The 26,255-nt window shown below is 72.5% G+C and carries 24 protein-coding genes and 1 pseudogene; 17 read left to right on the forward strand and 8 right to left on the reverse strand.

The genetic code is table 11. From position 1 onward, the window contains the following. The first annotated feature begins 61 nt into the window (after positions 1–61). Positions 62–697 (forward strand): NUDIX hydrolase, encoded by a 636-nt coding sequence (locus tag ACLQ2T_RS24700; RefSeq protein WP_425768751.1) that lies wholly within the window; start codon positions 62–64, stop codon positions 695–697. A gap of 55 nt (positions 698–752) precedes the next feature. On the opposite strand, the gene ACLQ2T_RS24705 is transcribed toward ACLQ2T_RS24700, so the two are convergent. Beyond that, positions 753–953, reverse strand: coding sequence for a hypothetical protein (locus tag ACLQ2T_RS24705; RefSeq protein ID WP_425768752.1), 201 nt, complete (start codon positions 951–953; stop codon positions 753–755). Then, complete coding sequence (locus tag ACLQ2T_RS24710) at positions 950–1,144, reverse strand: hypothetical protein (RefSeq protein ID WP_425768753.1); 195 nt, start codon at positions 1,142–1,144, stop codon at positions 950–952. The genes ACLQ2T_RS24705 and ACLQ2T_RS24710 overlap by 4 nt, the downstream gene beginning before the upstream one ends. A 215-nt stretch (positions 1,145–1,359) precedes the next feature. On the opposite strand from ACLQ2T_RS24710, the gene ACLQ2T_RS24715 reads away from it, so the two are divergent. The 8 genes and pseudogenes from ACLQ2T_RS24715 to ACLQ2T_RS24750 all read left to right on the forward strand — a co-directional run. After that, positions 1,360–1,593 carry a winged helix-turn-helix domain-containing protein gene (locus ACLQ2T_RS24715; RefSeq protein ID WP_425768754.1) on the forward strand — a complete coding sequence of 78 codons (234 nt, stop codon included), beginning with the start codon at positions 1,360–1,362 and terminating at the stop codon, positions 1,591–1,593. 55 nt (positions 1,594–1,648) lie between these two features. Further along, entirely contained in the window at positions 1,649–2,056 is a 408-nt protein-coding gene (locus tag ACLQ2T_RS24720; RefSeq protein ID WP_425768755.1) for a GntR family transcriptional regulator, read from the forward strand. Between the two features lie 224 nt (positions 2,057–2,280). Next, positions 2,281–3,465, forward strand: a complete 1,185-nt coding sequence (locus tag ACLQ2T_RS24725; RefSeq protein WP_425768756.1) for a hypothetical protein — start codon at positions 2,281–2,283, stop codon at positions 3,463–3,465. 107 nt (positions 3,466–3,572) lie between these two features. Beyond that, positions 3,573–3,779 carry a hypothetical protein gene (locus ACLQ2T_RS24730; protein WP_425768757.1) on the forward strand — a complete coding sequence of 69 codons (207 nt, stop codon included), beginning with the start codon at positions 3,573–3,575 and terminating at the stop codon, positions 3,777–3,779. Between the two features lie 21 nt (positions 3,780–3,800). Continuing rightward, positions 3,801–4,529, forward strand: coding sequence for a single-stranded DNA-binding protein (locus ACLQ2T_RS24735; protein WP_425768758.1), 729 nt, complete (start codon positions 3,801–3,803; stop codon positions 4,527–4,529). A gap of 191 nt (positions 4,530–4,720) precedes the next feature. Continuing rightward, entirely contained in the window at positions 4,721–4,906 is a 186-nt protein-coding gene (locus ACLQ2T_RS24740) for a helix-turn-helix transcriptional regulator (RefSeq protein WP_327024431.1), read from the forward strand. A 109-nt stretch (positions 4,907–5,015) separates the two neighbouring features. Further along, positions 5,016–6,011 (forward strand): cobalamin biosynthesis protein, encoded by a 996-nt coding sequence (locus tag ACLQ2T_RS24745; RefSeq protein ID WP_425768759.1) that lies wholly within the window; start codon positions 5,016–5,018, stop codon positions 6,009–6,011. Further along, positions 6,008–7,672 (forward strand): annotated as a pseudogene (locus ACLQ2T_RS24750) (cobyric acid synthase); the annotation flags it as partial. The gene ACLQ2T_RS24745 and the pseudogene ACLQ2T_RS24750, both read left to right, overlap by 4 nt. On the opposite strand, the gene ACLQ2T_RS24755 reads toward ACLQ2T_RS24750, so the two are convergent. Beyond that, positions 7,568–7,969, reverse strand: coding sequence for a rhodanese-like domain-containing protein (locus ACLQ2T_RS24755; protein ID WP_425768808.1), 402 nt, complete (start codon positions 7,967–7,969; stop codon positions 7,568–7,570). The pseudogene ACLQ2T_RS24750 and the gene ACLQ2T_RS24755 sit on opposite strands and share 105 nt — an antisense overlap. A gap of 93 nt (positions 7,970–8,062) precedes the next feature. On the opposite strand from ACLQ2T_RS24755, the gene ACLQ2T_RS24760 reads away from it, so the two are divergent. The 4 genes from ACLQ2T_RS24760 (at position 8,063) to ACLQ2T_RS24775 (ending at position 12,102) form a co-directional block, all read left to right on the forward strand. After that, positions 8,063–8,734, forward strand: a complete 672-nt coding sequence (locus ACLQ2T_RS24760) for a uridine kinase family protein (protein WP_425768760.1) — start codon at positions 8,063–8,065, stop codon at positions 8,732–8,734. A 21-nt stretch (positions 8,735–8,755) separates the two neighbouring features. After that, positions 8,756–10,126 carry a dipeptidase gene (locus ACLQ2T_RS24765; protein WP_425768761.1) on the forward strand — a complete coding sequence of 457 codons (1,371 nt, stop codon included), beginning with the start codon at positions 8,756–8,758 and terminating at the stop codon, positions 10,124–10,126. Positions 10,127–10,188: 62 nt separating this feature from the next. Beyond that, a complete protein-coding gene (locus ACLQ2T_RS24770) occupies positions 10,189–10,395 on the forward strand; it encodes a hypothetical protein (protein WP_327024436.1) in 207 nt (68 codons plus the stop codon). 126 nt (positions 10,396–10,521) lie between these two features. Next, on the forward strand, positions 10,522–12,102 hold the full coding sequence (locus tag ACLQ2T_RS24775) for an ATP-dependent DNA ligase (protein ID WP_425768762.1): 1,581 nt from the start codon (positions 10,522–10,524) through the stop codon (positions 12,100–12,102). A 13-nt stretch (positions 12,103–12,115) separates the two neighbouring features. On the opposite strand, the gene ACLQ2T_RS24780 is transcribed toward ACLQ2T_RS24775, so the two are convergent. Beyond that, entirely contained in the window at positions 12,116–12,925 is an 810-nt protein-coding gene (locus tag ACLQ2T_RS24780; protein WP_425768763.1) for an SURF1 family protein, read from the reverse strand. 199 nt (positions 12,926–13,124) lie between these two features. On the opposite strand from ACLQ2T_RS24780, the gene ACLQ2T_RS24785 reads away from it, so the two are divergent. Further along, entirely contained in the window at positions 13,125–14,699 is a 1,575-nt protein-coding gene (locus ACLQ2T_RS24785) for a cobyrinate a,c-diamide synthase (protein ID WP_425768764.1), read from the forward strand. Here ACLQ2T_RS24785 and ACLQ2T_RS24790 read toward each other — a convergent pair. Beyond that, positions 14,668–16,800: a transglycosylase domain-containing protein gene (locus tag ACLQ2T_RS24790; protein ID WP_425768765.1), complete on the reverse strand. Its 2,133-nt coding sequence runs from the start codon at positions 16,798–16,800 to the stop codon at positions 14,668–14,670. The genes ACLQ2T_RS24785 and ACLQ2T_RS24790 overlap by 32 nt on opposite strands. A 121-nt stretch (positions 16,801–16,921) precedes the next feature. Here ACLQ2T_RS24790 and cobC point away from each other — a divergent pair, with 121 nt between their 5' ends. The 3 genes from cobC to cobA are packed head-to-tail and all read left to right on the forward strand — an operon-like array spanning position 16,922 to position 20,408. Beyond that, positions 16,922–17,992, forward strand: coding sequence for an Rv2231c family pyridoxal phosphate-dependent protein CobC (cobC, locus tag ACLQ2T_RS24795; RefSeq protein WP_425768766.1), 1,071 nt, complete (start codon positions 16,922–16,924; stop codon positions 17,990–17,992). Further along, complete coding sequence (locus tag ACLQ2T_RS24800) at positions 17,992–19,164, forward strand: nicotinate-nucleotide--dimethylbenzimidazole phosphoribosyltransferase (RefSeq protein WP_425768809.1); 1,173 nt, start codon at positions 17,992–17,994, stop codon at positions 19,162–19,164. Before cobC ends, ACLQ2T_RS24800 begins: the two co-directional genes overlap by 1 nt. Before the next feature lie 47 nt (positions 19,165–19,211). Beyond that, positions 19,212–20,408, forward strand: coding sequence for a uroporphyrinogen-III C-methyltransferase (gene cobA, locus ACLQ2T_RS24805; RefSeq protein WP_425768810.1), 1,197 nt, complete (start codon positions 19,212–19,214; stop codon positions 20,406–20,408). A gap of 255 nt (positions 20,409–20,663) precedes the next feature. Here cobA and ACLQ2T_RS24810 read toward each other — a convergent pair whose 3' ends face one another. The 3 genes from ACLQ2T_RS24810 to ACLQ2T_RS24820 all read right to left on the reverse strand — a co-directional run bounded on the left by ACLQ2T_RS24810 (position 20,664) and on the right by ACLQ2T_RS24820 (position 26,146). Next, entirely contained in the window at positions 20,664–21,251 is a 588-nt protein-coding gene (locus tag ACLQ2T_RS24810) for a hypothetical protein (protein ID WP_425768767.1), read from the reverse strand. Positions 21,252–22,145: 894 nt separating this feature from the next. Next, positions 22,146–24,704: a trehalose-phosphatase gene (gene otsB, locus ACLQ2T_RS24815; protein WP_425768811.1), complete on the reverse strand. Its 2,559-nt coding sequence runs from the start codon at positions 24,702–24,704 to the stop codon at positions 22,146–22,148. A 41-nt stretch (positions 24,705–24,745) separates the two neighbouring features. After that, positions 24,746–26,146, reverse strand: a complete 1,401-nt coding sequence (locus ACLQ2T_RS24820) for an alpha,alpha-trehalose-phosphate synthase (UDP-forming) (protein ID WP_119579773.1) — start codon at positions 26,144–26,146, stop codon at positions 24,746–24,748. Positions 26,147–26,255: the final 109 nt, after the last annotated feature.

Consider the following 26,255-nt stretch of genomic DNA (forward strand, 5'->3'; position numbering starts at 1 on the left):
CGTCGCTCCACCTGCCCCACGTCTGCGAGACTTGACCAACTCGACAGGTCTGGGAGGTCTGGTGGCAGGCGACGGCACGTGGCTCACACTCGGCGAAGTCATCGCCCGATACCGGGCCGCCGGGTTCCACGACGCCGAATCGACCATCCGCCGCGAGATCGACGACCTCGTCACCAGCGGCTCGCTCGACTCCTACCGCACACGCGGAGGTCACCGGCGAGTCGCCGCAGCAGGCGTCGACCGACTCATCGCCCGCAGACGCGGCGGTGACCCGAAGGGGGACCACGTGCCCGAACCCGCAACCACGCCCGAACCCAGTCCGGTCGTCGCCGCGATCGTCACCAGCCCCCTCGGTGTCCTCGCCGGCCGCCGCCACGACAGCAAACCCCCGTGGACGTTCATCGCCGGGGAGATCGAGCCCGGCGAGTCACCCGCCGACGCGGCGGTCCGCGAGGTGAAGGAAGAGACTGGCCTGCTGGTCACCGCCGGGGAGCGGGAGATCGGCCGCCGCGTGCACCCGAAGACCGGCCGGACCATGATCTACCTGGCCTGCCAGCCCGCCGGGAAGCTGGACGTGGTGGTGGGCGACGAGGACGAGTTGGCCGAGGTGCGGTGGCTGTCCCTCGCAGAGGCCGTCGAGCTGCTGCCGGGCATGTTCGAGCCGGTGGCCGCGCACCTTCGCGCCGAGCTGGGCTGACCCCGGACACGACTGCGCCCCACCGCCGCTGGGCTGGTGGGGCGCAGTGCTGTCTCTACCGGCCGGCGGCGTCGCGCCGCCGCGCCTGATGCTCGGCAAGCCGCGCAGCAGCCCACCCGCCCGGCTCGCAGCGGGCCACCGGCAGAGGCTGCTCCCGGTCAGCCCGGCAGTCCCGGCAACCGTGGTGAGCGAGGACGATCAGCCCCGCTGCGGCGGCCGTCTCGTCCTGGCCGAGGTCGTCGACGGTGGCGGTCACGCCAGCCACCCGGCGATCCCGGCGACCATCACGACCAGGACGATGCCTGCCGCGACCCATCCGGCGGCCAGCTGCCGTCGCGGCAGGGGTGGGGGCACCGGGTACCGCTCGCTGCCGTCCGGGTGCGGGGCCCGGCCGTAGGGCACAGGGCGTGCGGGCGGCAGCGGGCCAGTGTGCGGACGCTCATCCATCGTCGGTGCCTCCGTCCGGTGGTGCGGGGAGGTGATGCCGGCGCGGCGGCGAACGGGGGACGCCACCGCGCCGGCCATCAGCCGCGATTCGCGCCAACGAGACCAGCGGCCGACCCGAACGTAGGACTCCAAGTGCTCCTAGTCAACCCAGGACACACACAGAGTCATGTCCCCTGGCAGGCTCGGAGGTGCCAACGAGACGACGAGGTACCACCATGCCCCGCACGCCCGTGTATCGGCAGATCATCGCCGACATCCGCACCGCCATCGAGACCGGACAGCTCAAGCCAGGCGACCGGCTACCCACGATCGCCGCCCTCTGCGAGCAGTACCAGGCCAGCAATACGCCGGTGAAATCAGCCCTGCGGCTCCTCGAGGAGATGGGGCTCATCGAGACGTGGCAGGGCAAGGGCATGTACGTCCGCCGTCGAACAGACGAGATCACCTGATGACCGGTTAACCGGCGAACCGGTGGTCCGGCCGGCCGTCCATACGGTCCGTGCCGTGGCTCTCGACCCGCATTCCGGCGTACCGCTGCATCGGCAGCTGGCTGCCGCACTGCGCGCCCGGATCGGGGCCGGCGAGTGGCCGGCGGGCACCCTGCTGCCCGCGCAGGCCCGGATCGGGTACGACTACGGGGTGGGGAAGGCGACGGTCCAGGCCGCCATCACGGCGCTGCGGTCCGAAGGGCTGATCACCGTGGAGCGGGGTGTCGGCATCCGGGTACGGGAGCCGGTGGATCGGATGCGTGAGTCGGTGCCGCGGGGTGCGCTGATCACGGCCAGGCCGCCTACGCCGGATGAGCGAGCCCGGATGGGCATCCCGGAGGGGGTGCACGTCCTGGAGGTCACTGTCGGCGGCCGGTTGCGCGGGGTCTATGCGGCCGATCGGGTGGCTTTGTCCACCGCCTGACGGGCGATCATGGGCGATTGGGCCATCGGGGCTGGATACGGGCGCACCCCGCAATTTGCAGATAGCGCAAAGTCACGGTGCGGATAACCGTCAGCAACCGTGATCCACCGCCGCGAATCGGACGGGCGACCAGCGCCCGGCTGGATGCGAGATCGACTCTCATACGTGACCATGGCTGTCCGGCCCCCGTCCCGGGGCCGTCGAGACGCCATGGGGAGGCTGTCTTGCAGGTGAGGCGTGCGACCATCCGCGCGGGGCTGCTCTGCGCCGCCGCAGGACTCGCCTGGGCCGCCCTCGCCGCCACCGACAGCCCCGCCCACGCCTCCGAGCGACCCGACCGGCCCCGCCCCGTCGCCGACCTGATCGAGCACCTGGTCGACGTGCTCACCCCGGACTGGCCGCCCCCGACCGCACCCACACCGCCGCCGGCCAAGCCTGAGCCGGCCAAGCCCGCCCCGCCGAGCAAGCCACCGGCCAAGCCGTCGCCGGTCGAGCAGCCGACGACCGCGCCGGAGCCGACCCGGCCACCCAAGCCCTCGCCGCCGCCCGCCGAGCAGCCGGAGCGCCCGGAGCCGACCCGCGAGCCCACGACCGGGCCCACCCCACCGCCGGCCAAGCCAGCAGAGCCGACCAGGCCGGCCCCGCCGAGCACCGCGCCGAGCAAGCCGACAACGCCGCCGAGCGAGCCCACCAAACCGGCACCCCCGGCCAAGCCTGCACCGGCCAAGCCGACGCCGACCGTCATCACCATCCCGGCGCTCACCGACCTGCCGCTGCTCGACCTCCTCCACCTCGACCGGCTCATCGAGGCGCTACTGCCCACCGAGGTGCCGCTGCCCGACCTCGACCTCGGCCTGGTGCGGGTCGAGCTGCCGCCGCTGCTGCTCCCCGCACCCCTGCACCCGCCGGTCGTCGTCGACCCCGATACCCCGGCCGCACCCCCGGGGGAGACGCCGCCGACGGTCGCACCGCCGCCGGGCGACGACCCGCCACCCGGCGGAGGCCCACCGGGCAGCCCCGGCGACGGGCAGCCGCCCGCCGACAGCGGGGACCAGCCAGCCGCGGTCGACCCCAGGGCGACCACCCAGCCCGGCCCGACCACCCCGGCCACCCCGGCACCGCGCACGGCCACCGCCGCCTGGGTGACCGCCGGCAGCACACCCGCCGGGCAGGTGGCCCCGTGCGGCACACCCCGCGGCGCAGCGCAGGCTGACACGGACACCGGCCCCGGTGCAGGCTGCACTGGTGGGCAGCCGGTCGACGCCACCCCCAACCCCAGCGCGCCGGGTGCCGACGGTGACACCACCAGCGGCACGCCATCAGCCGCCCTGACCGCCCTCGGCGCCATCCGGACCGGAGCAGACAGCGCCGCCGGGCGACCGACACGCATCGACCCCAGGCCCGCCTGACCCTGGCAGCCCCGAGAGGGCACACCCCCGGCCGCATCGCGGCCCCGCCCCGCAGAGGCCTTGACCTCTGCCGCCCGAGCACGCCCGACGCCAGGGAGCCAGTAGAGATGTTCCGCCGAATCACCGCCGTCCGCCGAATCACCGCCGCCGGAGTGGCACTGATCCTCGCCGGTGCCGCCGTACACACCGCTCGACGCGCCCGCCGCTCACAGGCCCCGGCCTGCGGCAACGTGATCCCGCTGCCTGTCGGCCTGGACGCCGAAACCGCCGCCGCCGTGCGCCGCATCCAGCGGCGACTCGCCAGCGGCCAGTAAGCACGATGAGTTAATGGAGGTTTGCGATCCCTCACAATCGTCGGCAACGTGCTGACCGCGCCGGAATGGCGTCGTACGACCCAGAGCAACGCCCTGGTGGCCAACTTCAAGGTCGCCTCGACGGCCCGGCGGCTGGACCGGGACAGCGGCCGGTGGGTGGACGGCAACAGTCTGCGCGTACGAGTCAACTGCTGGCGCAAGCTGGCCGAGGGGGTGGCCTCCTCTGTGATGGTCGGCGATCCGGTGGTCGTCTGCGGGCGCCTCTACACCCGGGACTGGACCGACGAGGCCGGCAACCACCGCACCCTCTACGAGTTGGAGGCCGTCGCGGTCGGGCACGACCTGTCCCGGGGGCGGGGTCGCTTCCTGCGTAACCGGCCCAGCCTGAGCACCAGTGCGGTCTCCGACGCCGAGGCCGAGCAGCGGGTGCACGGCGAGCCGACCGAGTCGGTACCGGACGAGGAGGCCCCCGCCCGCTTCGATCACAGGCCGGTTGACGAGGACTTCGAGGTGCCCGGCTTCGATTCGCCGCGTGCCGGACTGTCGGGCCCCGGCAGCTATGGCGAGGGCGTCGGCCCCGACGAGGGCGACCTGCTTCCGTCCGATCCGTTCGACAAGCTTGCCGACAGCGAGCAGGCGTCCACCGACGAGTTGGCGCCGTCGCACCCCGAGGCCACGGAGTCCGAGGCGGACGTTGCGATGGCCGGGCGAAGCCGGCGGGGTCGCGGACGGTTGCCGCAGCCGGCCTGACCGCGCTGGTCCGGGTGGTGCATGGCCCGGCGACCCGCGCGACCAGCGACCTGCGCGCCGGAGCATCTCGGCGCGTGGGCCCCGCCCCGGACCCGTGAACGGGGGAAGCCACGGGCCCGGGGCGGGGGTGGTCAACACCTCCGGTGGCAACCTGCCTATCCGTGTCGCCGGAAGGTCCGCCCGTGCGAGTCATGGCGCTAGCAGAGGTCGCCGACCACCTCGGCGTATCGCGCCAGCGTGCCGCAATCCTGGTCGACCGACCGGACTTCCCCGCGCCTATCGACACCCTGACCGTTGGCCGGATCTGGGATGCTGCCGACGTGCGTGCTTACGCCGAACGGCGTGGTCGGCGGCTGGCCGACGAAGAGACGCAGTAACTGCGTCGGGCTGATCGCTTCTTGTCGACTGCCGGTCGTGCCGTCGTGAGCTGGCATCGAGCTAATCGACGTGTCGGGCTCGGTTAGGCTGCCGGCCGGAGGTGGTGTGGTGCGGCACACGGGTGCGGTGGCCAACGCGGCGGGACTTCTCGCCGGGTACGCGCTGGACGCGCTGCTCGGTGACCCTCGACGCGGGCATCCGGTCGCCGGGTTCGGCCGGGCCGCCGCCGCCCTGGAGCGCCGTCTCTACCGGCCCGACCGGCTGGCCGGTGGCGTCTTCACCGCGCTCTCCGTCGGCGCGCCGGTGCTGGTGGGTGCCGCCGCCGCCTACGCCACCCGACACCGGCCGGTCGCCCGCGCCACGTTGGTCGCTGCCGGCACCTGGGCGGTGCTCGGCGGGCGTAGCCTGCGCCACGAGGCGAAGGCGATGGGTCGCGAACTGCGCGCCGGTGACGTGCCGGCCGCCCGGCAACGGCTCGGCAACCTCTGCGGGCGGGACCCCTCGACCCTGGACGAGCCGGAGTTGGCCCGGGCCACCGTCGAGTCGGTGGCGGAGAACACCTCGGATGCCGTGGTGGCCCCCCTGGTCTGGGGCGCGGTGGCCGGGCTGCCGGGGCTGCTCGGCTACCGGGCGGCGAACACCCTGGACGCGATGGTCGGTCACCGCTCAGCCCGGTACGCCCGCTTCGGCACCCCGGCCGCCCGCCTGGACGACCTGCTCAACCTGGTGCCGGCGCGACTGACCGGCCTGCTGACGGTCGCTCTTGCCCCGGTCGGGCACGGCGACCGGCAGCAGGCCTGGCGGGTGTGGCGGCGGGACCGCGCCGACCATCCGAGCCCCAACGCCGGGCAGTGTGAGGCGGCGATGGCCGGGGCCCTGGGCGTACGGCTCGGTGGGCGCAACGTCTACTTCGGCCGTTCAGAGGTGCGCCCGTTCCTCGGTGACGGGCCCCGTCCGGAGGCCCGTCACCTGCCCCGGGCCGCTCGGATCTCCGGCGCGGTCGGGTTGGCGGCACTCGGGCTCGCGGCGGTCTACCCGCTGACGGTCGCCGTTGCCCGTCGGGCTGTCCGATCGAGGGTCGGCCGGGTAGGGCACCGGCGATGACCGGGGGTCTGCTGGTCGCCGGGACGACCTCGGACGCGGGCAAGAGCGTACTGACCGCCGGCATCTGTCGCTGGCTGCACCGTCAGGGCGTGAAGGTGGCGCCGTTCAAGGCGCAGAACATGTCCAACAACTCGGCCGTGGTCGTCGGTCCGGACGGCCGGGGCGGTGAGATCGGCCGGGCGCAGGCGATGCAGGCGGCGGCCTGTGGGCTGGCCCCGGATCTGCGGTTCAACCCGGTGCTGCTCAAGCCGGGCAGTGATCTGTCCAGCCAGGTGGTGCTGCTCGGCGAGGCGGTCGACACGATGACCGCGGACACCTTCCCGGCGCTGCGTCCGCGACTTGCCGAGACCGCCTACGCCGCGCTGGCCGAGCTGCGGACGGCGTACGAGGTGGTGATCTGTGAAGGGGCCGGTAGCCCGGCGGAGATCAACCTGCGGGACGGGGACTACGTCAACATGGGCCTGGCCCGGCAGGCCGGGCTGCCGACGATCGTGGTCGGTGACATCGACCGGGGTGGGGTGTTCGCCGCCATGTTCGGCACCCTGGCTCTGCTCGATCCCGCCGACCAGGCACTGATCGCCGGTTTCGTGGTCAACAAGTTCCGGGGGGATCGGGGCCTGCTGGAACCGGGGCTGGCGATGCTGGGTCAGCTCACCGGGCGCCCGACCTACGGCGTCCTGCCCTGGGCGGTGGACCTGTGGTTGGACGCGGAGGACTCCCTCGCCTACGGCCGGGTGCTCGGCCGACCCGCCGCCCCGTACGGCACCGAGTGGCTCGACGTCGCCGTGGTGCGGTTGCCCCGGATCAGCAACGCCACCGACGTCGAGGCGCTGGCCACCGAGCCCGGGGTACGGGTGCGGTTGACCGTCGAGCCGGCCGAGTTGGCCGCCGCCGATCTGATCGTGTTGCCCGGTTCCAAGTCGACCGTGGCGGACCTGGCCTGGTTGCGGCAGACCGGCCTGGCCGAGGTGGTCACCGCCCACGTGGCGGCGGGTCGGCCGCTGCTGGGCATCTGCGGTGGCTTCCAGATGCTCGCCCGGGCCATCCACGACCCGGTGGAGAGTCGGCGCGGCACCGTACCCGGCCTGGGTCTGCTCCCCATCGAGGTCACCTTCGACCCGCGCAAGACGGTCCGCCCGGCGGCCGGCACCTGCTCCGATGACCTGCCGGTACGCGGGTACGAGATCCACCACGGGTACGTCTCGGCCGCCGATGCGCAGCTGACTCCGCTGCTGCGGGACCTCGACGGGGTAGCGGAGGGTGCGGTGCACGGGGTCGTGCACGGCACCCACTGGCACGGCGCCTTCGAGTCCGACGAGTTCCGCCGCTGGTTCCTCACCCGGGTGGCCCGCCTGGCCGGGCGTACCGGGTTCCGGGTAGCCCCGGACACCTCCTTCGCCACCGCCCGGGAACGCACTCTCGACCTGCTGGGTGACCTGGTCGAGGAACACCTGGACACCACCGCCCTGTGGCGGCTGATCGAGTCCGGCCCGCCGGCCGACCTGCCCTTCGTCCCGCCCGGCGCCCCGCCGGAACGCGGTGGGGCGTCGAGGGGGTCAGTAGCGGATGTCGGCCGGTTTGTCGGAGAAGGGCAGACCGGCGGAACGCCAGGCGTCCACTCCACCGATCATGTCGGTGGCCCGGTGCAGACCGAGGGCGCGCAGGCTGGCGGCGGCGAGGCTGGAGCTGTAGCCCTGGCGGCACACCACGACGACCTCGATGTCGTACCCGGTGGCCTCGGGGATGCGCCAGTCGCTGGCCGGGTCGAGCCGCCACTCCAGCACCGTCCGGTCGATCACGAGAACGCCGGGTAGTTCGCCCTGTTCCCGACGCTGGGCGTCGGTACGGGTGTCGATCACGAGTGCGCCGCGGGCCGCGGCCTGCACCGTCTCCTGCGGGGTCAACCGGGTCATGCCCGCGCGGGCCTGCTCCAGCAACGCCTCGACGCCGGGACTCATCACGGAATGGGACACGACCCGATCGTGCCGCCTGGGCTGCCGGTTGGCGGCCGGAAGCGGTGTGGGACAACACGAACGGTAACGTCCCTGCCCGTGGTGGTGCTCTTCGCGGCGTACGCCGATCTGGCTCGACGGGTGCTGGCCCGACCGGCCCGGTTGGGGGGTACCCGGTTGGTGGCGATCGACGGTCCCAGTGGGGCGGGCAAGACCGCCTTCGCGGCGCGGCTGGCCGACGCCCTGGCCGGCACCGACGCGGGCCGCCCACCGGTGGTGCACACCGACGATCTGCTCGCCGGCTGGGATGACCAACTCACCTTCTGGCCCCGCCTGGAGGCCTCCGTGCTGGCACCGGTACGAGCCGGTCAGGCCGGTGCCTACCAGCGGTACAGCTGGGTACGGCACGGGTTTCTGCCCAACCCGGTGCCGGTGCCGGTGGGGCCGGTGCTGATCGTGGAGGGGGTCAGCGCGGCCCGGGCCGAGGCGCGGCCCGACCTCAGCCTGGCGGTCTTCGTCACCGCCCCGCAGCCCTTGCGGCTGACCCGGGCGGTGGCCCGGGACGGTCCGGCCATCCTGCCCGAGCTGCGGCGGTGGCACCTCGGCGAGCAGGAGCACTTCCGGGCCGACCGCACCCCCTCCCGCGCCGACCTGGTGGTCGACGGCGCACCGGCTCTGCCGCACGACCCGGACCGCTACTACCTGGCGGTGGCGGGGTCGACTGCGGGCGACGGGACCGGAGTCGGCGATGTGGGCGTCGGGGTGCGGTAAGCCCGGAATACGATGCCGGTCATGACCACACCGATCATGACCGAGGCCGAGCTGCACGCTGCCGTGCAGCGGGAACTGCCCGGGGTACGGGCCGACCTGGAACGCCTGGTGCGTATCCCCGGCATCGCCTTCGAAGGGTTCGACCACACCCATGTGGAACGCTCCGCCGAGGCGGTGGCGCAGCTGCTGCGCGACTGCGGCCTGGAGGTGGACATCGTGCGGGCCGGTGGGCAGCCGGCGGTGATCGGCTGCAGGGCGGCACCGGCCGGTGCCCCCACGGTGATGCTCTACGCCCACCACGACGTGCAGCCGGTCGGTGATCGGACCCTGTGGGAATCCGACCCCTTCGAGCCGGTGGAGCGCGAGGGTCGGCTGTACGGGCGGGGTGCCGCCGACGACAAGGCCGGCATCATGGCGCACATCGCCGCGCTGCGGGCCTTCGGCGACCGGTTGCCGGTAGGGGTGGTGCTGTTCATCGAGGGCGAGGAGGAGTACGGCTCCGACTCCCTCGAGCGGCTGCTGGCCGAGCACCGCGACACCCTTGAGTCCGACGTGATCGTGATCGCCGACTCGACCAACTGGGATGTCGGCGTACCGGCGCTGACCACCTCGCTGCGGGGCATCGTCAACTGCTTCGTCGAGGTGCGCACCCTGGAGCACGCCGTGCACAGCGGCATGTTCGGCGGGCCGGTGCCGGACGCCCTGACCACCCTCGTGCGGCTGCTGGCCACCCTGCACGACGACGCCGGCAACGTGGCGGTGCAGGGCCTGACCGGCCGGGAGGGCGCCACGGTCGACTATCCCGAGGACCGGTTCCGCGCCGAGGCCAGCCTGGTCGAGGGGGTGCGGCTGCTGGGTACCGGCAAGATCACCGACCGGCTCTGGACCAAGCCGGCCCTCGCTGTGCTCGGCATCGACGCCCCGGCCACCGCCGAGGCGCCCAACGCCCTGGTCCCGGCGGCCAAGGCGAAGGTGAGCGTACGGCTGGCGCCGGGTGACGACCCGAAGAAGGCATACGCGGCGCTGCGCGAACACCTGCACCGGTACGCCCCGTGGGGCGCCCAGGTCCAGGTCACCCTCGAACACGACGGCGCGCCCTGCGTCATCGAGGCCAGCGGTCCGATGTTCGACGCGGCGCGGTCGGCCTTCCGGACGGCCTGGGAGGGCACCGATCCGGTGGACATCGGCGTCGGCGGCTCGATCCCGTTCATCGCCACCTTCCAGGAGATGTTCCCGAAGGCGGCGATCCTGGTGACCGGTGTGGAGGATCCGCACGCCCGGGCGCACGGGCCGAACGAGAGCCTGCACCTGGGGGAGTTCGCCCGGGTCTGCCTGGCCGAGGCGTTGTTGCTGGCCAAGGTGGCTGAGGCCGGGTCACGACGCAACCCGTAACTTCCGATGATTGGTGGCCGTTTCCGGTGTGTCGGACGCAGGGCTGTTGTAGCCTCTCGAACATGCGTACGAACGAGGAGATGGCCCGCCTGGGGGCCGCCGTCAGCGCTCTGGGAGACATCGACGTCTCCGCGTGGTCCGAGGACACGCTCAAGGAACAGCTCGCGGAGCTGTCCGCCGCCCTGGTAGCCCTGGATGCCTCGCTGTCCCGCATCGCTGAGGGGGTCCGTGCCCGGGGCCTGCGCGTCGAGGAGCCGGTGGCGGCCTGACCGGCGGGTCGGCCGCACCGGGTCGGCGGGCCGGTGGCGCGGAGAGCGGATTCGTCGCCACCTTCGAGGGATCGGTGGCGCGGCGATCGGCGGCTGTCGTCGGAGGTGGCTGGCAGGATCGGGGTCGTGCGATTCCTCGACCTGGCCGCCACCTCCGCAGCCGTCGGCGCCACCACCGGCCGACTGGCCAAGGTCGAGCTGCTGGCCGAGGCGTTGCGTCGGCTGGACCCGGTCGAGGTCCCGGCCGGAGCCGGGTGGCTCGCCGGTGAGCTGCGCCAACGGCAGACCGGAGTCGGCTGGGCCGGCCTGCGTGACCTGCCCCCGCCGGCGGCGGAGCCGACCCTGACCGTCGGTGCCGTCGACGCGGCGATCGACGAGATCGCCGGGGTGCACGGCAGCGGATCGCAGGCCCGTCGCCGTGCCCTGGTGCACCGCCTCTACGCGGCGGCGACCGCCGACGAGCAACGTCTGCTGACCGGGCTGTTCCTCGGCGAGCTACGCCATGGCGCCCAGGCGGGGCTGCTCGCCGACGCGATCGCCCGGGCCGCCGAGGTGCCGGTGGCGGCGGTACGCCGGGCCCTGCTGCTCGCCGGTGACCTGCGGGAGGTGGCGGTGGCCGCGCTGGCCGGTGGGTCCGCCGCCCTGGCCGGGTTCGGGTTGCGGGTCGGGCGGCCCCTGGCCCCCATGCTGGCGCAGAGTGCCGCGACGGTCGACGAGGCGTTGACCGCCACCGGCCTGCCCGCCGTGGTCGATGTCAAGCTCGACGGCATCCGCATCCAGGTGCATCGCAGCGGGTCGGACATCGCGGTCTACACCCGCAGCCTGGACGAGATCACCACCCGGATGCCCGCGGTGGTCGAGGCGGTGCGGGCCCTGCCGGTCCGGGAGCTGGTCCTCGACGGTGAGGCCATCGGGCTGGACGAGACCGGTCGGCCGCTGCCCTTCCAGCAGACCTCCAGTGCGGCGGCACGGCGTACCGCCGGGCCGGCCGAAGTCGCCCCGGCGGTACGCGCCGCCGCGGCCCGCACCGGCACGACCGTGCTCACCCCGTACTTCTTCGATCTGCTGCACCTGGACGGGACGGATCTGATCGACCTGCCCGGGCGGGAGCGGTGGGCGGCGCTGGGCGACACGGTCGACCCCGCCCTGCTGGTGGGGCGGATGGAGGTGACCGAGCCGCAGCAGGCCGGGGAGGTGCTGGCCGCCGCCCTGGCCGCCGGTCAGGAGGGTGTCGTGGTCAAGGCACCCGAGGCGCCGTACGAGGCCGGTCGGCGGGGTGCGGCGTGGATCAAGGTCAAGCCCCGGCACACCCTGGACCTGGTCGTGCTCGCCGTCGAGTGGGGCAGTGGTCGACGTACCGGTTGGTTGTCCAACCTGCACCTGGGGGCACGCGATCCGGGTACCGGGGGCTTCGTGATGCTCGGCAAGACCTTCAAGGGACTGACCGACGAGATGCTGCGCTGGCAGACCGAACGCTTCCTGGCCCTGGCGGTGGAGCGGGGGGAGTGGGTGGTCCGGGTCCGCCCCGAACAGGTGGTGGAGATCGCCTTCGACGGGGTGCAGACCAGCACCCGTTACCCCGGCGGGGTGGCGCTGCGCTTCGCCCGGGTGGTGCGCTACCGCGAGGACAAGTCCGCCGCCGAGGCCGACACGATCGACACCGTTCGCGCCATCCAGGCGGGCCGCCCGCCCACCGGGTCGCCGTAGCGGGTGCGGGCGGTCAGGCGGGGGAGGGGTCGGCGGCGCGGTCGCGGGGCCGGTCGTCGGTCACCCCGGCCAGCCGCCGGGCCTCCCGACGGGCGACCCACCCGAAACCGAAGACGGTCATCCCCCCGAAGATCCACCACTGGACCACGTAGCCCAGGTTCTGCCAGTTGTTGGCGTGCCCCACCGGCACCGCCTTGAAGACCGGATCGGCGGCCGGGGTCTGCTCGTCGAGCAGCACGTACCCCCCGTGCAGCGGGTACGGCAGTTGGGGGGCGAGTTGGGGCAGCGAGACCCGGCGGCTCTCCAACCGGCCCTCCCGGCGGGACACCTTGGCGTCCCCGCTCTCGCTGGCGCGTACCCGACCCTCCACGGTGACCTCGCCCGTCGGGGTGGTCGGCAGCACCGGCTGAGCCAACGCCCCACCCGGGGCGGGCGGGATCCAACCCCGGTTCACCACCACGGCGGTGCCGTCGGTCAGCACCAGCGGGGTGAGCACCTCGAAGCCGACCTTGGTGTCGACCGTACGACCCCGGACGAACACGGTGTTGTCGGTGTCGTACCGGCCGGTCAGGGTGACCCGGGTGAAGGTCCGTTCCTCGGCCGGCGGGGGCCCCACCGTGCCGGGACCCCCGGTGGGGGCGGGCAGGGCGTCCCGCAGCGGCACCGCCGCCATCCGCAGGCCGGCGTCGATCCGCTCGTTGATCGCGGTACGACCCCGGTAACGGTCCAGTTGCCAGTTGCCCAGCAGCACCATCACCGTGGCGGCGACCAGAGTCAGCGCGAGAATGCCCAGCCAGCGTGGGGTCAGCAGGAACCGGTACACGCCACGAGGCTACCCGGTCGGTCATCGCCGCCAAGCTGCGCGGTGACGCACCGTACCGGTGCCGCGATGGGCGCTAGGGGCGGGAGGTCGGAATGGGAGGGGTACCGGCCGGTGCGTGCCAGTCGTCCGGTTCGGCTATCGTCACGCGGGCGGAGCGCGCCGACGGTCGGCACGCCCGTCCGTACGCGAGGAGTCGATGATGACTGTCGTGCCGCGTCTGGTGCTCAGCGCCCCCTCGTCCGGGCACGGCAAGAACGCGTTGGCGATCGGCCTGCTCGCCGCGCTGGCCGACCGGGGGATCGAGGTCGCCGGCTTCAAGATCGGCCCGGATCAGGTCGACGCGGCCTACCTGGGGCTGGCCTCCGGCCGACCCGGGCGCAGTCTGGACCCGCGGCTGGTCGGCCTGGATCGGATCGCCCCCTTGCTGCTGCACGGTGCCGCCGGCACCGACCTGGCGCTGGTGCAGGGCAGCATGGGCCTGTACGACAGTCTCAGCGGCCGGGGCGACACCGAGTCGACGGCCGCGGTCGCCACCGCCCTGCGCAGCCCGGTGGTGCTGGTGGTCGATGTCGCCGCGACGGGTCAGTCGGTGGCGGCCCTGGTGCACGGCTTCCGGGCGTACGACGAGCAGTTGTGGATCGGCGGGGTGATCCTCAACCGGGTCGCCTCCTCCCGACACGAGGCGCTGCTGCGCGAGGCGCTGGACGACATCGGCATGCCGGTCTACGGCGCCCTGCGTCGGCAGGACCTGCCGGCGGTGTTGCCGTCGCGGCGGCATCAGGTGGGGCCGGTGGTCACCGGTGCCGGGGAGGCCACCCGGGCGGTCCGGCGACTCGGCGAGGCGGTGGCCGCCACGGTCGACCTGGAACGGCTGCTCGGGCTGGCCCGTTCCGCCCCGGCCCTGGGCCTGACCCCCTGGACACCCCAGCCCACCGAGGCGCCGCCCTCGGGTGCCCCCGGCCCGATCATCGCCGTGGTCGGCGGGCCCGGCGGCACCTACAGCCAGGTCGAGACGATCGAGTTGCTGCGGGCGGCGGGGGCGCAGGTGGTGACGGTGGACCCGTTCGCCGACGAGGCGCTGCCGGCCGGTACCGGGGCCCTGGTGGTCGGTGGCGCCCTGCCCGAGTCGTACGTCGAGCAGTTGTCCGCCAACCGGCGGCTCTGCATCGCGGTCGCGGAGCTGGCCCGCACCGGGCGGCCGGTGGTCGCCGAGGGGGCCGGCCTGCTGTGGCTGGCCCGGGAGGTGGACGGGCTGCCCATGTGCGGGGTGCTCGACGCCGTAGGCAGCCTCCGCGACGGGCTCGTCGTCGGGTACCGGGAGGCCACCGCCCAGAGCGACAGCATCATCACCAACCGGGGTGAGGTGGTCGTGGGGCACAAGGAGCACCGGGGGGTGCTGTCCCCCCGGGGTGGCCCGCGTCCGGCCTGGAGCTGGGCCGGTGGCGCTCCGGAGGGGTTCGTCTGGCGAGGGGTGCACGCCTCCCAACTGGTCCCGCACTGGGCCGGGTACCCCCAGCTGGCGACTCGCCTGGTGACCGCCGCGGCCGCCGGCTCGCCCGCCGTACCCGCCGGCCCACCTGCCGTACCCGCCGGCCCGCCTGCGGTATCCGACGGCCCACCCGCTGGCTCACCTGCGATATCCGACGGCCCGCCTGCGGTGTCCGGCGGACCGGCCCCGGTGTCCAGCGGGTCGGGGGCAGGGGCGGAGGGCCCGGCGCCCGAGTCGGACGCCGGGCCGGTGGTCAGCCCACTATCCGGTCCGACGGTGGGATGAACTGCCGGACGGGTTTGCCCTTCAGGGCGTCGCGGAGGGTGTTGGCGACCGCGGCGATCGGGATCTGTGACTGGCCGTCGCCCACCGCGTTGAAGGGGTTGTCCGGGTCGGAGATGAAGCTGGCCGCCGCCAGTTCCGGGGTGTAGCCGACGAACCAGGCCGACCGGGTGCTGTCCGTGGTACCGGTCTTGCCGGCCACCGGGCGACCCACCGTGCCCCGCACACTGTCCGCGGTCGACCAGCCGCCACAGCCACCCTTGGCCGGGGTGTCACCGGTCGGGCAGCGGGCGGCGTCGGTGGCGGCCCGGGCGGCGTCCGCGTTGACCACCTGGCGGCAGCGGGGCTTGGCGACCTCCCGGCTGATGCCACCGGGAGTCGTGTAGGTGGCCGGGGTGCCGTCCCGGTTGTAGATCGCGGCCACCGGCATCGCCTCGCAGTACCGCCCGTCGGCGGCGACGGCGGCGTAGGCGTTGGCCATCTCCAGCGGGGTGGCGTCGGAGACCCCCAGGGTGAAGGCCCCCCACTTGTTGGCCTTCGAGGGGGAGGCGTGGTCCCGGTCCACGTCGGTACGCCAGCGCAGCCCCAACTGCTCGGCCAGCCGGACGGCCCGCTCCGCGCCGACCTGCTCCTCCAACCAGACGAAGTAGGTGTTCACGGACTTACCGAAACCGGACCACATGGTCTGCGTGCCGCTCATCGCGCCACTGGCGTTGGTCGGTGCCCAGCCGTCGTAGATCTCCGACCGGTAGCGGTGGGGTGCGTTGAAGGCGGTGTTCAGGGTCATGCCGGCGTCCAGCGCGGCCAGCATGGGGAACATCTTGAAGGTCGACCCGGCCTGGTAGCCGGGCAGGTCGCCGCCGCCCATCAGGGGGGCGACCGTGTTCGGGTAGTTGGCCCGTACGTTGGGGCCCGCCTCCGGGTTGGAGCTGAGCGGGTTCTCGTCCACCTGGAGCGAGTATTTGCGGTTCACCGCCATCGCCTTGATCCGCCCGGTGCCCGGTTCGGCCACCACGATGCCGTTGGCGAAGGGGCTGCCGGTGTTGCCCTCGGTGCCGACGTTCTTCTCGGCCGCCGACTGGATCTTCGGGTCCATGCTGAGCACGATCCGGTAGCCGCCCCGCCGCAGCTTGTCCAGCCGTTCCAGCCGGTTGTCCCCGAAGGCCGGCTGGGCACTCCACCAGTTCTTCAGGTAGTCGCAGAGGAAGCCCCAGCTGTTCCACTTCTCCGGTACGGAGGCGCAGTCGTTCGGCGGGTAGGTCAGCCGCAGCCGGATCGGCTCGGTCTTCGCCGCCTGGACCGAGTCCGGGGACAGGTAGCCGAGTCGGGCCATGTTGTCCAGCACGTAGTTGCGCCGTGCGGTGGCCTCCTTCTGGTCCGAGCTGGCCGGGTCGTACTGGGAGGGGGACTTCACCAGGCCGGCGAGGGTGGCCGCCTCGACCGGGGTGAGTTCCTTCGGGGTCTTGGAGAAGAAGATCTCGCTGGCGGCGTAGATGCCGTACGCCCGGTGCCCGAAGTACGCCGAGTTGAGGTAGCGCTCCAGGATGTCCTCCTTGCTCAACTCCTTCTCCAGGTCGACCGCCATCCGCATCTCCTTGACCTTGCGGACCGGGGTCTGGGCGGTGGCCTCCTGCACCTCCTTGGGGGTGCTCGCGCTGTCCCGCAACGCCATCCGGACGTACTGCATGGTCAGGGTCGAGGCGCCCTGGGACACCCCGCTGGAGCGGGCGTTGGCCACGAAGGCGCGGGCCACCCCCTTCGGGTCGACACCGTGGTGCCGGTAGAAGCGGTTGTCCTCGGCCGACACGATCGCCTGCTGCATGTGCGGCGAGATGTCCGACAGCTTGGTGTACTGCCGGTACTCCTCGAAGAACATGGTCAGCACGGTCTTGCCGTCGGGCGCGTAGAGGTAGGAGGTCTCGGCGGGCAGGGCGGTGGTCAGCAGTCTGGTCTTGTTCTCCACGGCGTGCGCGGTCGCCTTGGCCCCGACACCGGTCAGGGCGACCACGGGGTACGCCACGGCGGCGACGACGAGGCCGGCGATCAGCCCGGCACGGAGGAGGGGAACGAAACGACCAGCGGCAGCAAGGGGTCGATTGCTCACACCGATAAGTTATGACATTTCCGAATCATCCATGAGAAATACTCATGAAGTGATCGGTGGTGATGCGGCCCACCCCTCAGGTTGCTGTCCCCGGTGCCGCCTTCCCGGCAGGATCGCGGACATGCACGCACCGTTGACCCCGGCCACCGAGCCGGACCTCACCCATCACGGTGACGCGGAGGTGGGGGCGGGGCTGGTCGACCTGGCCGTCAACGTACGGCGTGCGCCGATGCCGGACTGGCTGGCCGAACCGATCACGGCGACCCTGACCGACCTGGCCGCGTACCCGGATCCCGGCCCGGCGCGGACCGCGGTCGCCGCCCGGCACGGTAGGCCCCCGGAGGAGGTGCTGCTGACCGCCGGTGCCGCCGAGGGGTTCGTGCTGATCGCCCAGGCGCTGCGCGGCATCCGTCGGCCGGTGGTGGTCCACCCCCAGTTCACCGAGCCGGAGGCCGCCCTGCGGGCCGCCGGGCACCAGGTGCAGCGGGTACTGCTCGACCCGGCGGACGACTTCCGGCTGGATCCCGACCGGATCCCCGCCGACGCCGATCTGGTCATGATCGGCAATCCCACCAACCCCACCTCGGTGCTGCATCCCGCCGCCGACCTGGCCGCCCTGGCCCGGCCGGGTCGGGTACTGGTGGTCGACGAGGCGTTCGCCGACACCACCGCCGCACCCGGACACCCCGGTGAGCCCGAATCCCTGGCGGCCCGCCGCGACCTTCCCGGGCTGGTGGTCGTGCGCAGCCTCACCAAGACCTGGGGGCTGGCCGGGCTGCGGATCGGCTACCTGCTCGGCGCGGCGGCACTGCTGCGCCGACTGGCCGCCGTACAACCCCTCTGGGCGGTCTCCACCCCTGCCCTGGCCGCCGCGACCGCCTGCGCCGGCCCCACCGCGATCCAGGCCGAGCGCGCCATCGCCGCGCAACTGGCCGCCGACCGCGACCACCTGGTCACCCGTCTGTCGGCCCTGCCGGGGGTACGGGTGGTCGGGCGCCCGGCCAGCGCCTTCGTACTGATCCACCGGCCGGGCGCGGACCGCATCCGCGCCGTCCTACGCGATCATGGTTGGGCGGTACGCCGGGGAGACACCTTTCCCGGGCTGGGCCCGGACTGGCTGCGCATCGCGGTGCGGGACCGGGCCTGCACGGACGCGTTCATCGAGGTACTGGCAAGGATTCTGGAGGCATGATGCTGGAGACCACGATCGCGGCGATCCGTCCGCTCGACGAGGCGGCGATGAGCACGGCACGGCAGTTGCAGGCCCGGCTGACCAAACCCGCCGGCTCGCTCGGCCTCCTGGAGGAGCTGTCCGTACGCCTGGCCGGCCTGGCCGGCACCTGCCCGCCGCCGCTGCCCAGCCCGGCGGCCGTGGCCATCTTCGCCGGTGACCACGGGGTGCACGCCCAGCAGGTGACCCCCTGGCCGCAGGAGGTCACCGTCCAGATGGTCGGCAACTTCCTGGCCGGCGGTGCGGTCGTCAACGCCTTCGCCCGGCAGGCCGACGCCACGGTGACCGTGGTCGACGTCGGAGTGGCCACCCCCCTGCCCACCCCCGACCACGCCACCCCCGACCACCCGGGCGGCGCGGCGGCGGGCGGTGCGGGTGCGGGCTCTGCGGTGGCGGGTGGCGAGGGCGTCTCTAGGCCAGGCGGGGTCAGCGAGCACGGCCGTCAGGTGCCGCGACTGGTCGAGGCCAACGTTCGGCGGGGTACCCGGGACATGACCGTCACCGCCGCGCTCACCCGGGACGAGGCGCGGTCCGCCGTCGAGGTCGGCATCCGGATCGCCGGGGAGCTGATCGACTCCGGGGCGGCCCTGTTGATCACCGGTGACATGGGGATCGCCAACACCACCCCGGCCGCCACCTTGATCGCCGCCTTCACCGGAGTCGACGCCGCCGAGGCCACCGGCCGGGGCACCGGCATCGACGACCCCACCCTCCAGCACAAGATCGAGGTGGTCCGGGCGGCACTGGCGCGGCACACACCCGACCCGACAGACCCACTCGGGGTGCTGGCCGCCGTGGGTGGACTGGAACACGCCGCGCTGACCGGGCTGCTCCTCGGCGCCGCCGCGCGACGCGTACCCGTGCTGTTGGACGGGGTTATCGCGGTCTCCGCCGCGCTGGCCGCCGCGGCCTTCGCCCCGGAGGCGGTCGGCGCGATGATCGCCGGCCACCGCTCCGCCGAGCCGGGGGCCACCGTAGCCCTGCGGCGACTCGGCCTCACCCCGCTGATCGACCTCGGTCTGCGCCTCGGCGAGGGCACCGGCGCCCTGCTGGCCCTGCCCATGGTCACCGGCGCCGTGCGGGTGCTGCACGAGGTGGCCACCTTCGACTCCGCAGGCGTGACCGAGAAGTGAGCAATCCGTACCCTCTCGGGCTCCGGCTGGCCGGCCTGCGAGTCGTCATGGTGGGCGGGGGAGCCGTGGCCACCCGGCGGGTACCGGCCCTGCTCGACTCCGGCGCCGAGCTCCTGCTGGTCGCGCCGGAGATCACCCCGGCGCTGCGGGCCCACGCCGATGCCGGCCGACTGCGCTGGATCCCCCGCCGGTTCGACCCCGAGGACCTGGAAGGCGCCTGGCTGGTCCATGTCGCGATCGACGACCCGCAGGCCGCAGCCGCCGTCAGCGCCGCCGCGGCCAAGCGCCGCATCTTCTGCGTACGCGCCGACGACCGGGAGGCGGCCACCGCCTGGACCCCGGCGGTGACCCGACACGGCCCGGTCACCGTGGCCGTCCTCGGCGGCGGCGACCCCCGCCGCGCCATGACCATCCGCGACGCCATCCGCCCCCTCCTGCGTGAAAGTGAAAGGAAGGGTCCCCCGTTAACGGATTCGGTAGAGCAGGGGTCCCCTGTTAACACCGGGGCCGGGTCACCCGGGCGAGTTGCTCTGGTGGGTGCCGGGCCGGGTGACCCCGAGCTGATCACACTCCGGGGTTGGCGGTTGCTCACCGAGGCCGACGTGGTGGTCGCCGACCGGCTGGTGCCCGGTCTGCTCCTCGACGAACTGCGTACCGGTGTGGAACTGGTGGACGCCTCGAAGATCCCCTACGGCCCGGCCCGCACCCAGGAGGAGATCAACCGGATCCTGGTCGACCGGGCGTTGGCCGGTGCCTTCGTGGTCCGCCTCAAGGGCGGTGACCCGTACGTCTTCGGTCGCGGCGGGGAGGAGTTGCTGGCCTGCGCGGCAGCCGGCGTACCGGTGACCGTGGTACCCGGCGTGACCAGTTCCGTAGCCGCTCCGGCGGCGGCCGGGATCCCGGTCACCCACCGGGGAGTGGCGCACGAGTTCACCGTGGTCTCCGGGCACGTCGCGCCCGACTCGGCGGCCTCGCTGGTGCGCTGGGAGGCGCTGGCCGCCCTGCGCGGCACTCTGGTCATCCTGATGGGGCTGAAGAACCTACCGGCGATCACGGCCACCCTGCTCCACCACGGCCGGCCGGCGGACACCCCGGCGGCAGTGGTCCAGGAAGCCACCACCGGGGCGCAGCGAACCCTGCGGTCGACGCTCGGTTCGGTGGCGGAGGACGTGGCGGCTGCGGGGGTACGGCCGCCGGCGGTCGTGGTGGTGGGGGATGTGGTCGGGGTCCTTCCCCTCCTTTGATGCCTTGTTCTGGGGTGGTTGCGGTTTGGGCTGGGGCGACCGTGCCCGGCTTCGGCCGGTCAGGCTTGATCCCTACGCCGGGCACGGTCGCCCCAGCCTGACCTGGTCGGCCTTCGGCGACCCGCCCGCTCGTCGGGACTTGGGTGCGGCGGGGGTGGAGACGGCCGTTGGCCGGCACCCGGGTTCGGGTGCCGGCCAACGGTTTCTTGCTCCCCCTGTGGAGGAATGTCTATCGAGGGCTGTTCGGTGTTTCGGTCAGCTGTTCCAGTGCTGGGCTACCAGGTCGGCTGCCATCTGCTCCCACTGGGCGTAGTGGTCGGGGTAGGCCGAGACCTGGACGGTCTGGGCGGCCTTGGTCAGGGGCATGTCCTTCCAGCCGTCGACCTGCTTGAGGCCCTTGAGGAACGCGGTGGTGGAGTACTCGGGGTCGGTGATCTGCTCCACGGTGCCCCAGCCGCTGGAGGGGCGCTGCTGGAACAGGCCCTGCGAGTCGTGGTCGTTGCGGTCACCGAGGTGACCCAGATTCTCCAGCTTCGACTCCTGCAACGCGGTGGCGATCGACACCACGGCGGCGCGTTCGTCCATGCCGGCCTTCTTGGTGGCGGCGATGATCGCCTTGGTGTTGGCGACCTGCTCACCGTTCAGGTCGATGCGGGACTGCTTGCCCTGCACACCGTGCGGGATGAGCTTGCCCGTGTCGGGCTTGTCAGCCTTCACCGTGGCCACCGGGCTCGACTTCACCGGGGTGGGGTCCGCGTGAGCGGCTACCGGGCCGGCGAAGACGCCGCCGGCGAGGGCCACACCAGCAATACCGAGCACGCTGTTACGGAAGATCGAGTTCATGATGAAGCTCCATTCGGGGGTTGGCGCACCCGCCGAGGGGGATCGGCACGGGGTACGCGAGCACCGTCCGGCGCTCAAGAAGAACGGGGAAGTCCGCGACCGTGCCGGGGGAGCGGCTGCGCGTCGTCGGAAGCAACTACAACCGGTGACCGGGGGCGGTGATTCCCGGGGGCGGATCACACCTGACCATTAGCGGTCACGGTGCCCTGCTCGGTCAGCCACCCGATACAACGCCATCCGGCGGAGTCACATTCCGGCCCGCACCCGCCGGTTGAAGCCCGACGCCTTCCTCGGTCGTCCAGGCGAGTACAACGCCCCGCAGGCCGCCAGCGTTCCCCGGTAGACCCGGCGATCGGGTCGGCTCCACGACGCAAGTCCGTCCGTGGGACGCAAGTCCGTTCATGGGACGCAAGTCCGTCCATGGCCGCTGGGCCATCTTCGCGGTCACCGGCTCCCCGGTCCTCCCCGCTGGGCTGCTTGGGAGATGATCGACTCCGTTGCGCCGTTATGGCGGTTTCCGGCTCGCGTGGATCCCGCCGTTTCGCCGTAACGGTGAGGGCGCCCGGACCGCACCGCCCGAACTGGCGGAGAACTCCTGATTAGTCGCCCAGAGGTCCGGTCCGGGCTCGCCGCCAGGCGATCTGGCAGTGGCCTCGCTGGGGCCCGGGGTCAGCGTGGACGGGTGGCCTCGCTGGCGAGCGGTGGCAGGGCTGGCTTGACGGGTGATCGACTCCGTTGCGCCGTAACGGCGGTTTCCGCCCGGCCTGGATCCCGCCACTTCGACGTAACGGCGAGGGCACCCGCCCGCGCACCCGACCACACCCGCGCACCCGACAAGGCGAGCGGCCGGAGACAGAAGACTGTCTCCGGCCGCTTTAAAAGGGGAGTGAGCTACTACTTGAGCATGTCGTCCAGCAGCAGGGCGCAGCGGATCACCCCGAGGTGGCTGTAGGCCTGCGGATGGTTGCCCAGGCCGCGTTCGGCCAGCGGGTCGTACTGCTCGGGCAGCAGACCGGTCGGACCGGCGGTGTCGATCATCTGGCGGAACAGCTCCTCGGCATCGGTACGCCGACCGGTGCGCAGGTACGCCTCGATCAGCCACGCCGTGCAGATGTGGAAGCCGCCCTCCCGACCGGGTAGTCCGTCGTCCCAGTGGTAGCGGTAGACGACCGGCCCGCTGCGCAGATCCGCCTCGATCTTCAACACGGTGGACAGGAACCGGGGGTCGTCCCCGGGCAGCAGACCGGACAGGCCGATCCACAGCGAGGAGGCGTCCATGTCCTCGTCGCCGTACGCGACGCTGTACGCCTCGGCGTGCTCGTGCCAGCCGTACTCCAGCACGTTGGCGCCGATCCGGTCGCGCAGTTCCACCCACTCGGGGCGGTCCTCGCCGCCGTGCTGACGGACCACGTGCAACGCCCGGTCAACCGTCATCCAGCACATCACCTTGGAGAAGATGTGGTGCCGGGGTGGCAGACGGGCCTCCCAGATGCCGTGGTCGGGCTCGTGCCAGCGGCGGCGTACCGCCTCGACCATGTTCTCCAGCACCCGCCACTCCTCGGCGCGCACCGAGCCGCGTACGTCGGCGGTGGCCGCGATCAGGTCGGCGATCGGGCCGAAGACGTCCAGCTGGAGCTGGTGGTTGGCGAGGTTGCCGACCCGGACCGGGCGGGAGCCGGCGTAGCCGGGCAGGGTGTCGATGACCGCCTCGGCACCCAGCTCGTAACCGTCCACGGTGTAGAGGGGGTGCAGCCGCTCGGGGTGCCCGCCGGTGCGTTCCACACATCCGTCGACCCAGCGCAGGAACGCCTCGGCCTCGGCGATGGAGCCCAGGTCGACCAGGGCGCGGGCGGTCATCGCGGCGTCGCGCAGCCAGCAGTAGCGGTAGTCCCAGTTGCGGACCCCGCCCAGTTCCTCCGGCAGGGAGGTGGTGGCGGCGGCCAGGATCGAGCCGGTGGCCTCGTGGCAGAGGCCGCGCAGGGTCAACGCGCTGCGGGCGACCAGGTCCCGGGCGGTGGTGGGCAGCCGCAGCGAGGCCACCCACTCCTTCCAGGGTCGTTCCGCCGCCGCCTGCCGCTCATGGATGGACAGCCGGTGGTGTTCCAGGCTGTGGGTACCGAAGCGCAGCTCCAGCACCACCTGCCCGCCGAGGGCGGACAGGTCCACCACCGCCTTGGCGCTCTCGTAGCCGCCGTCGTTGCCGACCTCCCACCGCACCCCGGGGGAGTAGAGCGCGATCGGCTCGTTGGAGCCGAGCACCAGCAGGCCGTCGTCGAGCGGCTGGAGCTGCACGGCGACCTGCGCGAACTCCGGTCGGGGGGCGAACTCCAGCCGGGCCCGCCCGGTGCCGGTGAGCACCCGGATCAGGGTGGAGTCACCGGAGATGATCGCCGGCCCGTCCGGGGTGGTCCTCGGGTCGGGCTTGTCCAGCCAGTCGGTGACGGTCAGCCCCGACCAGCGGGTCTCCACAGTCATGGTGCCGGAGCGGTAGCGCTGGCCCAGGGGGATGCCGCCGCGTTCCGGGGCGACACTGAAGTGCCCGGCCGGGCTACCCCCGACCAGGTCGGCGAAGATGGCCGCCGAGTCGGGCTTGGGGTTGCACAGCCAGGTCACCTTCGCGTCCGGGGTGAGCAGTGCGACCGTACGCCCGTTGGCCAGCATCGAGTGCCGCTCGATCGGCACCGCCCGCTCGCCGAACAGCCAGTGCCGGCGGGTCTCCAGCAACAGCCCGAGTACCCGGGCAGCCTCGATCGGCTCGGCCACCCGGTAGTCGGCCTTGGTCTCGCCGGGGCCGATCTTGATGCCGACGTCCGGGCCGCTCAGGTTGCCGAAGGCGTTCTCGTCGGTGACGTCGTCACCGATGAACAGGACCGCGCTGGCCGAGAGTTGGGTGCGCAACTGGTCGACCGCGGTGCCCTTGTGGGTGGCCACCACGGACAGCTCGATGACTTCCTTGCCCTGGGTGACGGTGACGTCCGGCCAGGTGGCGGGACCGCTGCGGACCGCCTCGATGGCGGCGGCGGCGATCTGCGGTTCGACCCCCCGGGTGTGTACGGCGACACTGGCCGGCTTGCGCTCCAGGCGTACCCCCGGGTGGGCCGCGGCGATCTCCCGCAGCGCGTTGCGCAGTCGGGTCCGTACCTCGATCAGCTCGGGGGAGAGCCGCTCGACGAAGCCGATGTCGAACTCGGAACCGTGGCTGCCGACCAGGTGGACCTCGCTGGGCAGCCGGGAGAGCGCGGCCAGGTCACGGAGCGCCCGCCCGGAGACCACCGCGACGGTGGTCTGCGGCAGCGCGGCCAGGGCGCGTACCGCGGCGACCGCCTCCGGCAGGGGTACGGCCTTGCTGGGGTCCTCGACGATCGGGGCCAGGGTGCCGTCGTAGTCGCAGGCGATCAGCAGTTGGGGGACCCGGGCGATCCGCCCGATGGCGGAGATCATTTCCCGGTCCATGGTGCCCGCAGTGGGCACGATGATCTCGCTGGAGGGGGCGCTCACGCCGCCTCCATGTCGGGTACACCGAGTTCGGTGAGGAAAGACTTAGCCCAATGCCCCACATCATGGGTGCGCAAGTGGCGTTGCATAGTCCGCATACGGCGACGAGCCTCCGGCTTCTCCACATGCACGGCCCGGAGCAGGGCGTCCTTGACAGCGTCCGGGTCGTGCGGGTTGCACAGGAACGCCTGACGCAGCTCGGTGGCCGCGCCGGCGAACTCACTGAGTACGAGTGCGCCCCCGTGGTCCGCCCTTGATGCGACGTACTCCTTGGCCACCAGGTTCATACCGTCTCGCAGCGGGGTAACCATCATCACGTCGGCGGCGGCGTACATCGCAGCAAGTTCGGTCCGACTGTACGACTGATGCAGATAATGCACGGCCGGCACACCGACCCGGCCGAATTCGCCATTAATCCGACCGACCTCGCGCTCGACCTTGACACGAAGTGCCTGGTAGTGCTCGACGCGCTCGCGGCTCGGCGTGGCTACCTGCACCATAACAGCGTCCGGGACTGTCAACTTTCCGTCAGCCAACAACTCGCGGAAGGCCTTGAGTCGCAACTCGATGCCCTTGGTGTAGTCGAGGCGGTCGACCCCCAGGATGATGGTGCGCGGGTTGCCCAACTCCTCGCGGATCTCCTTGGCCCGGGCCTGGATGGCCGGGTCCGCGGCCAGTCGCTCCATCTCCTTGGTGTCGATCGAGATGGGGAAGGCCCCGGCCTTCACCTGGCGCCCGTCCACCTGGATCATCTGCCCCTCGTAGCGCAGGCCGAGCAGGTGGCGCGCGAGCCGGACGAAGTTCTGGGCGGCCAGCCGCTGCTGGAACCCGACCAGGTCGGCGCCGAGCAGCCCGCGCAGGATCTCGGTGCGGAACGGCATCTGCATGAACAACTCGATCGGCGGGAAGGGGATGTGCAGGAAGAAGCCGATCCGCAGGTCGGGGCGCAGCTCCCGGAGCATGGCGGGCACCAGTTGGAGCTGGTAGTCCTGCACCCACACCGTGGCCCCCTCGGCCGCCACCTCCGCCGCGGCCTCCGCGAACCGGGCGTTGACCAGCCGGTACGCCTCACGCCAGCGACGCTTGTAGGCCGGTGTCTCGACGGCGTCGTGGTAGAGGGGCCAGATCGTGGCGTTGGACTGGCCCTCGTAGTAGCGCTCGAGTTCTTCGGCACTCAACGGCACCGGGTGCAGCCGGATGCCCTCCAGGTCGAACGGCTCGGGGGCGGCGCCGGTGCCACCGGCCCACCCGACCCAGGTGCCCTGATGCTCGGCGAGGACGGGGTGCAGGGCGGTGACCAGCCCGCCAGGGCTGCGTCGCCACTGCCGGCCCTCGGGTGTGCTCACCTCGTCGACCGGTAGGCGGTTCGCCACAACGACAAAGGAGCTACGGACGGTCACGATCGGCCACCTCCGGGTTGCTGACGGGTCCACCGCGATGAGCGTACTGAGCGTATCTGCGGCGTCTGGTGCTCAGTGCCGGAGTGAGGTACCCGTCCCAGCCCGGCCG

It is taken from the genome of Micromonospora sp. DT229 (assembly GCF_049844505.1).
Lineage (GTDB): Bacteria > Actinomycetota > Actinomycetes > Mycobacteriales > Micromonosporaceae > Micromonospora.

Coding starts and splice junctions, on each gene's coding strand:
- ACLQ2T_RS24755 (WP_425768808.1), bottom strand. CDS start 7,969: ATGAGTCCCGGCGTCGAGGCGTTGCTGGAGCAGGCCCGCGCGGGCATG.
- ACLQ2T_RS24785 (WP_425768764.1), top strand. CDS start 13,125: ATGACTGTCGTGCCGCGTCTGGTGCTCAGCGCCCCCTCGTCCGGGCAC.
- ACLQ2T_RS24715 (WP_425768754.1), top strand. CDS start 1,360: ATGCCCCGCACGCCCGTGTATCGGCAGATCATCGCCGACATCCGCACC.
- ACLQ2T_RS24740 (WP_327024431.1), top strand. CDS start 4,721: ATGGCGCTAGCAGAGGTCGCCGACCACCTCGGCGTATCGCGCCAGCGT.
- ACLQ2T_RS24710 (WP_425768753.1), bottom strand. CDS start 1,144: ATGGATGAGCGTCCGCACACTGGCCCGCTGCCGCCCGCACGCCCTGTG.
- ACLQ2T_RS24770 (WP_327024436.1), top strand. CDS start 10,189: ATGCGTACGAACGAGGAGATGGCCCGCCTGGGGGCCGCCGTCAGCGCT.
- cobA (WP_425768810.1), top strand. CDS start 19,212: ATGGTGGGCGGGGGAGCCGTGGCCACCCGGCGGGTACCGGCCCTGCTC.
- ACLQ2T_RS24800 (WP_425768809.1), top strand. CDS start 17,992: ATGCTGGAGACCACGATCGCGGCGATCCGTCCGCTCGACGAGGCGGCG.
- ACLQ2T_RS24730 (WP_425768757.1), top strand. CDS start 3,573: ATGTTCCGCCGAATCACCGCCGTCCGCCGAATCACCGCCGCCGGAGTG.
- ACLQ2T_RS24765 (WP_425768761.1), top strand. CDS start 8,756: ATGACCACACCGATCATGACCGAGGCCGAGCTGCACGCTGCCGTGCAG.
- otsB (WP_425768811.1), bottom strand. CDS start 24,704: ATGGACCGGGAAATGATCTCCGCCATCGGGCGGATCGCCCGGGTCCCC.
- ACLQ2T_RS24810 (WP_425768767.1), bottom strand. CDS start 21,251: ATGAACTCGATCTTCCGTAACAGCGTGCTCGGTATTGCTGGTGTGGCC.
- cobC (WP_425768766.1), top strand. CDS start 16,922: ATGCACGCACCGTTGACCCCGGCCACCGAGCCGGACCTCACCCATCAC.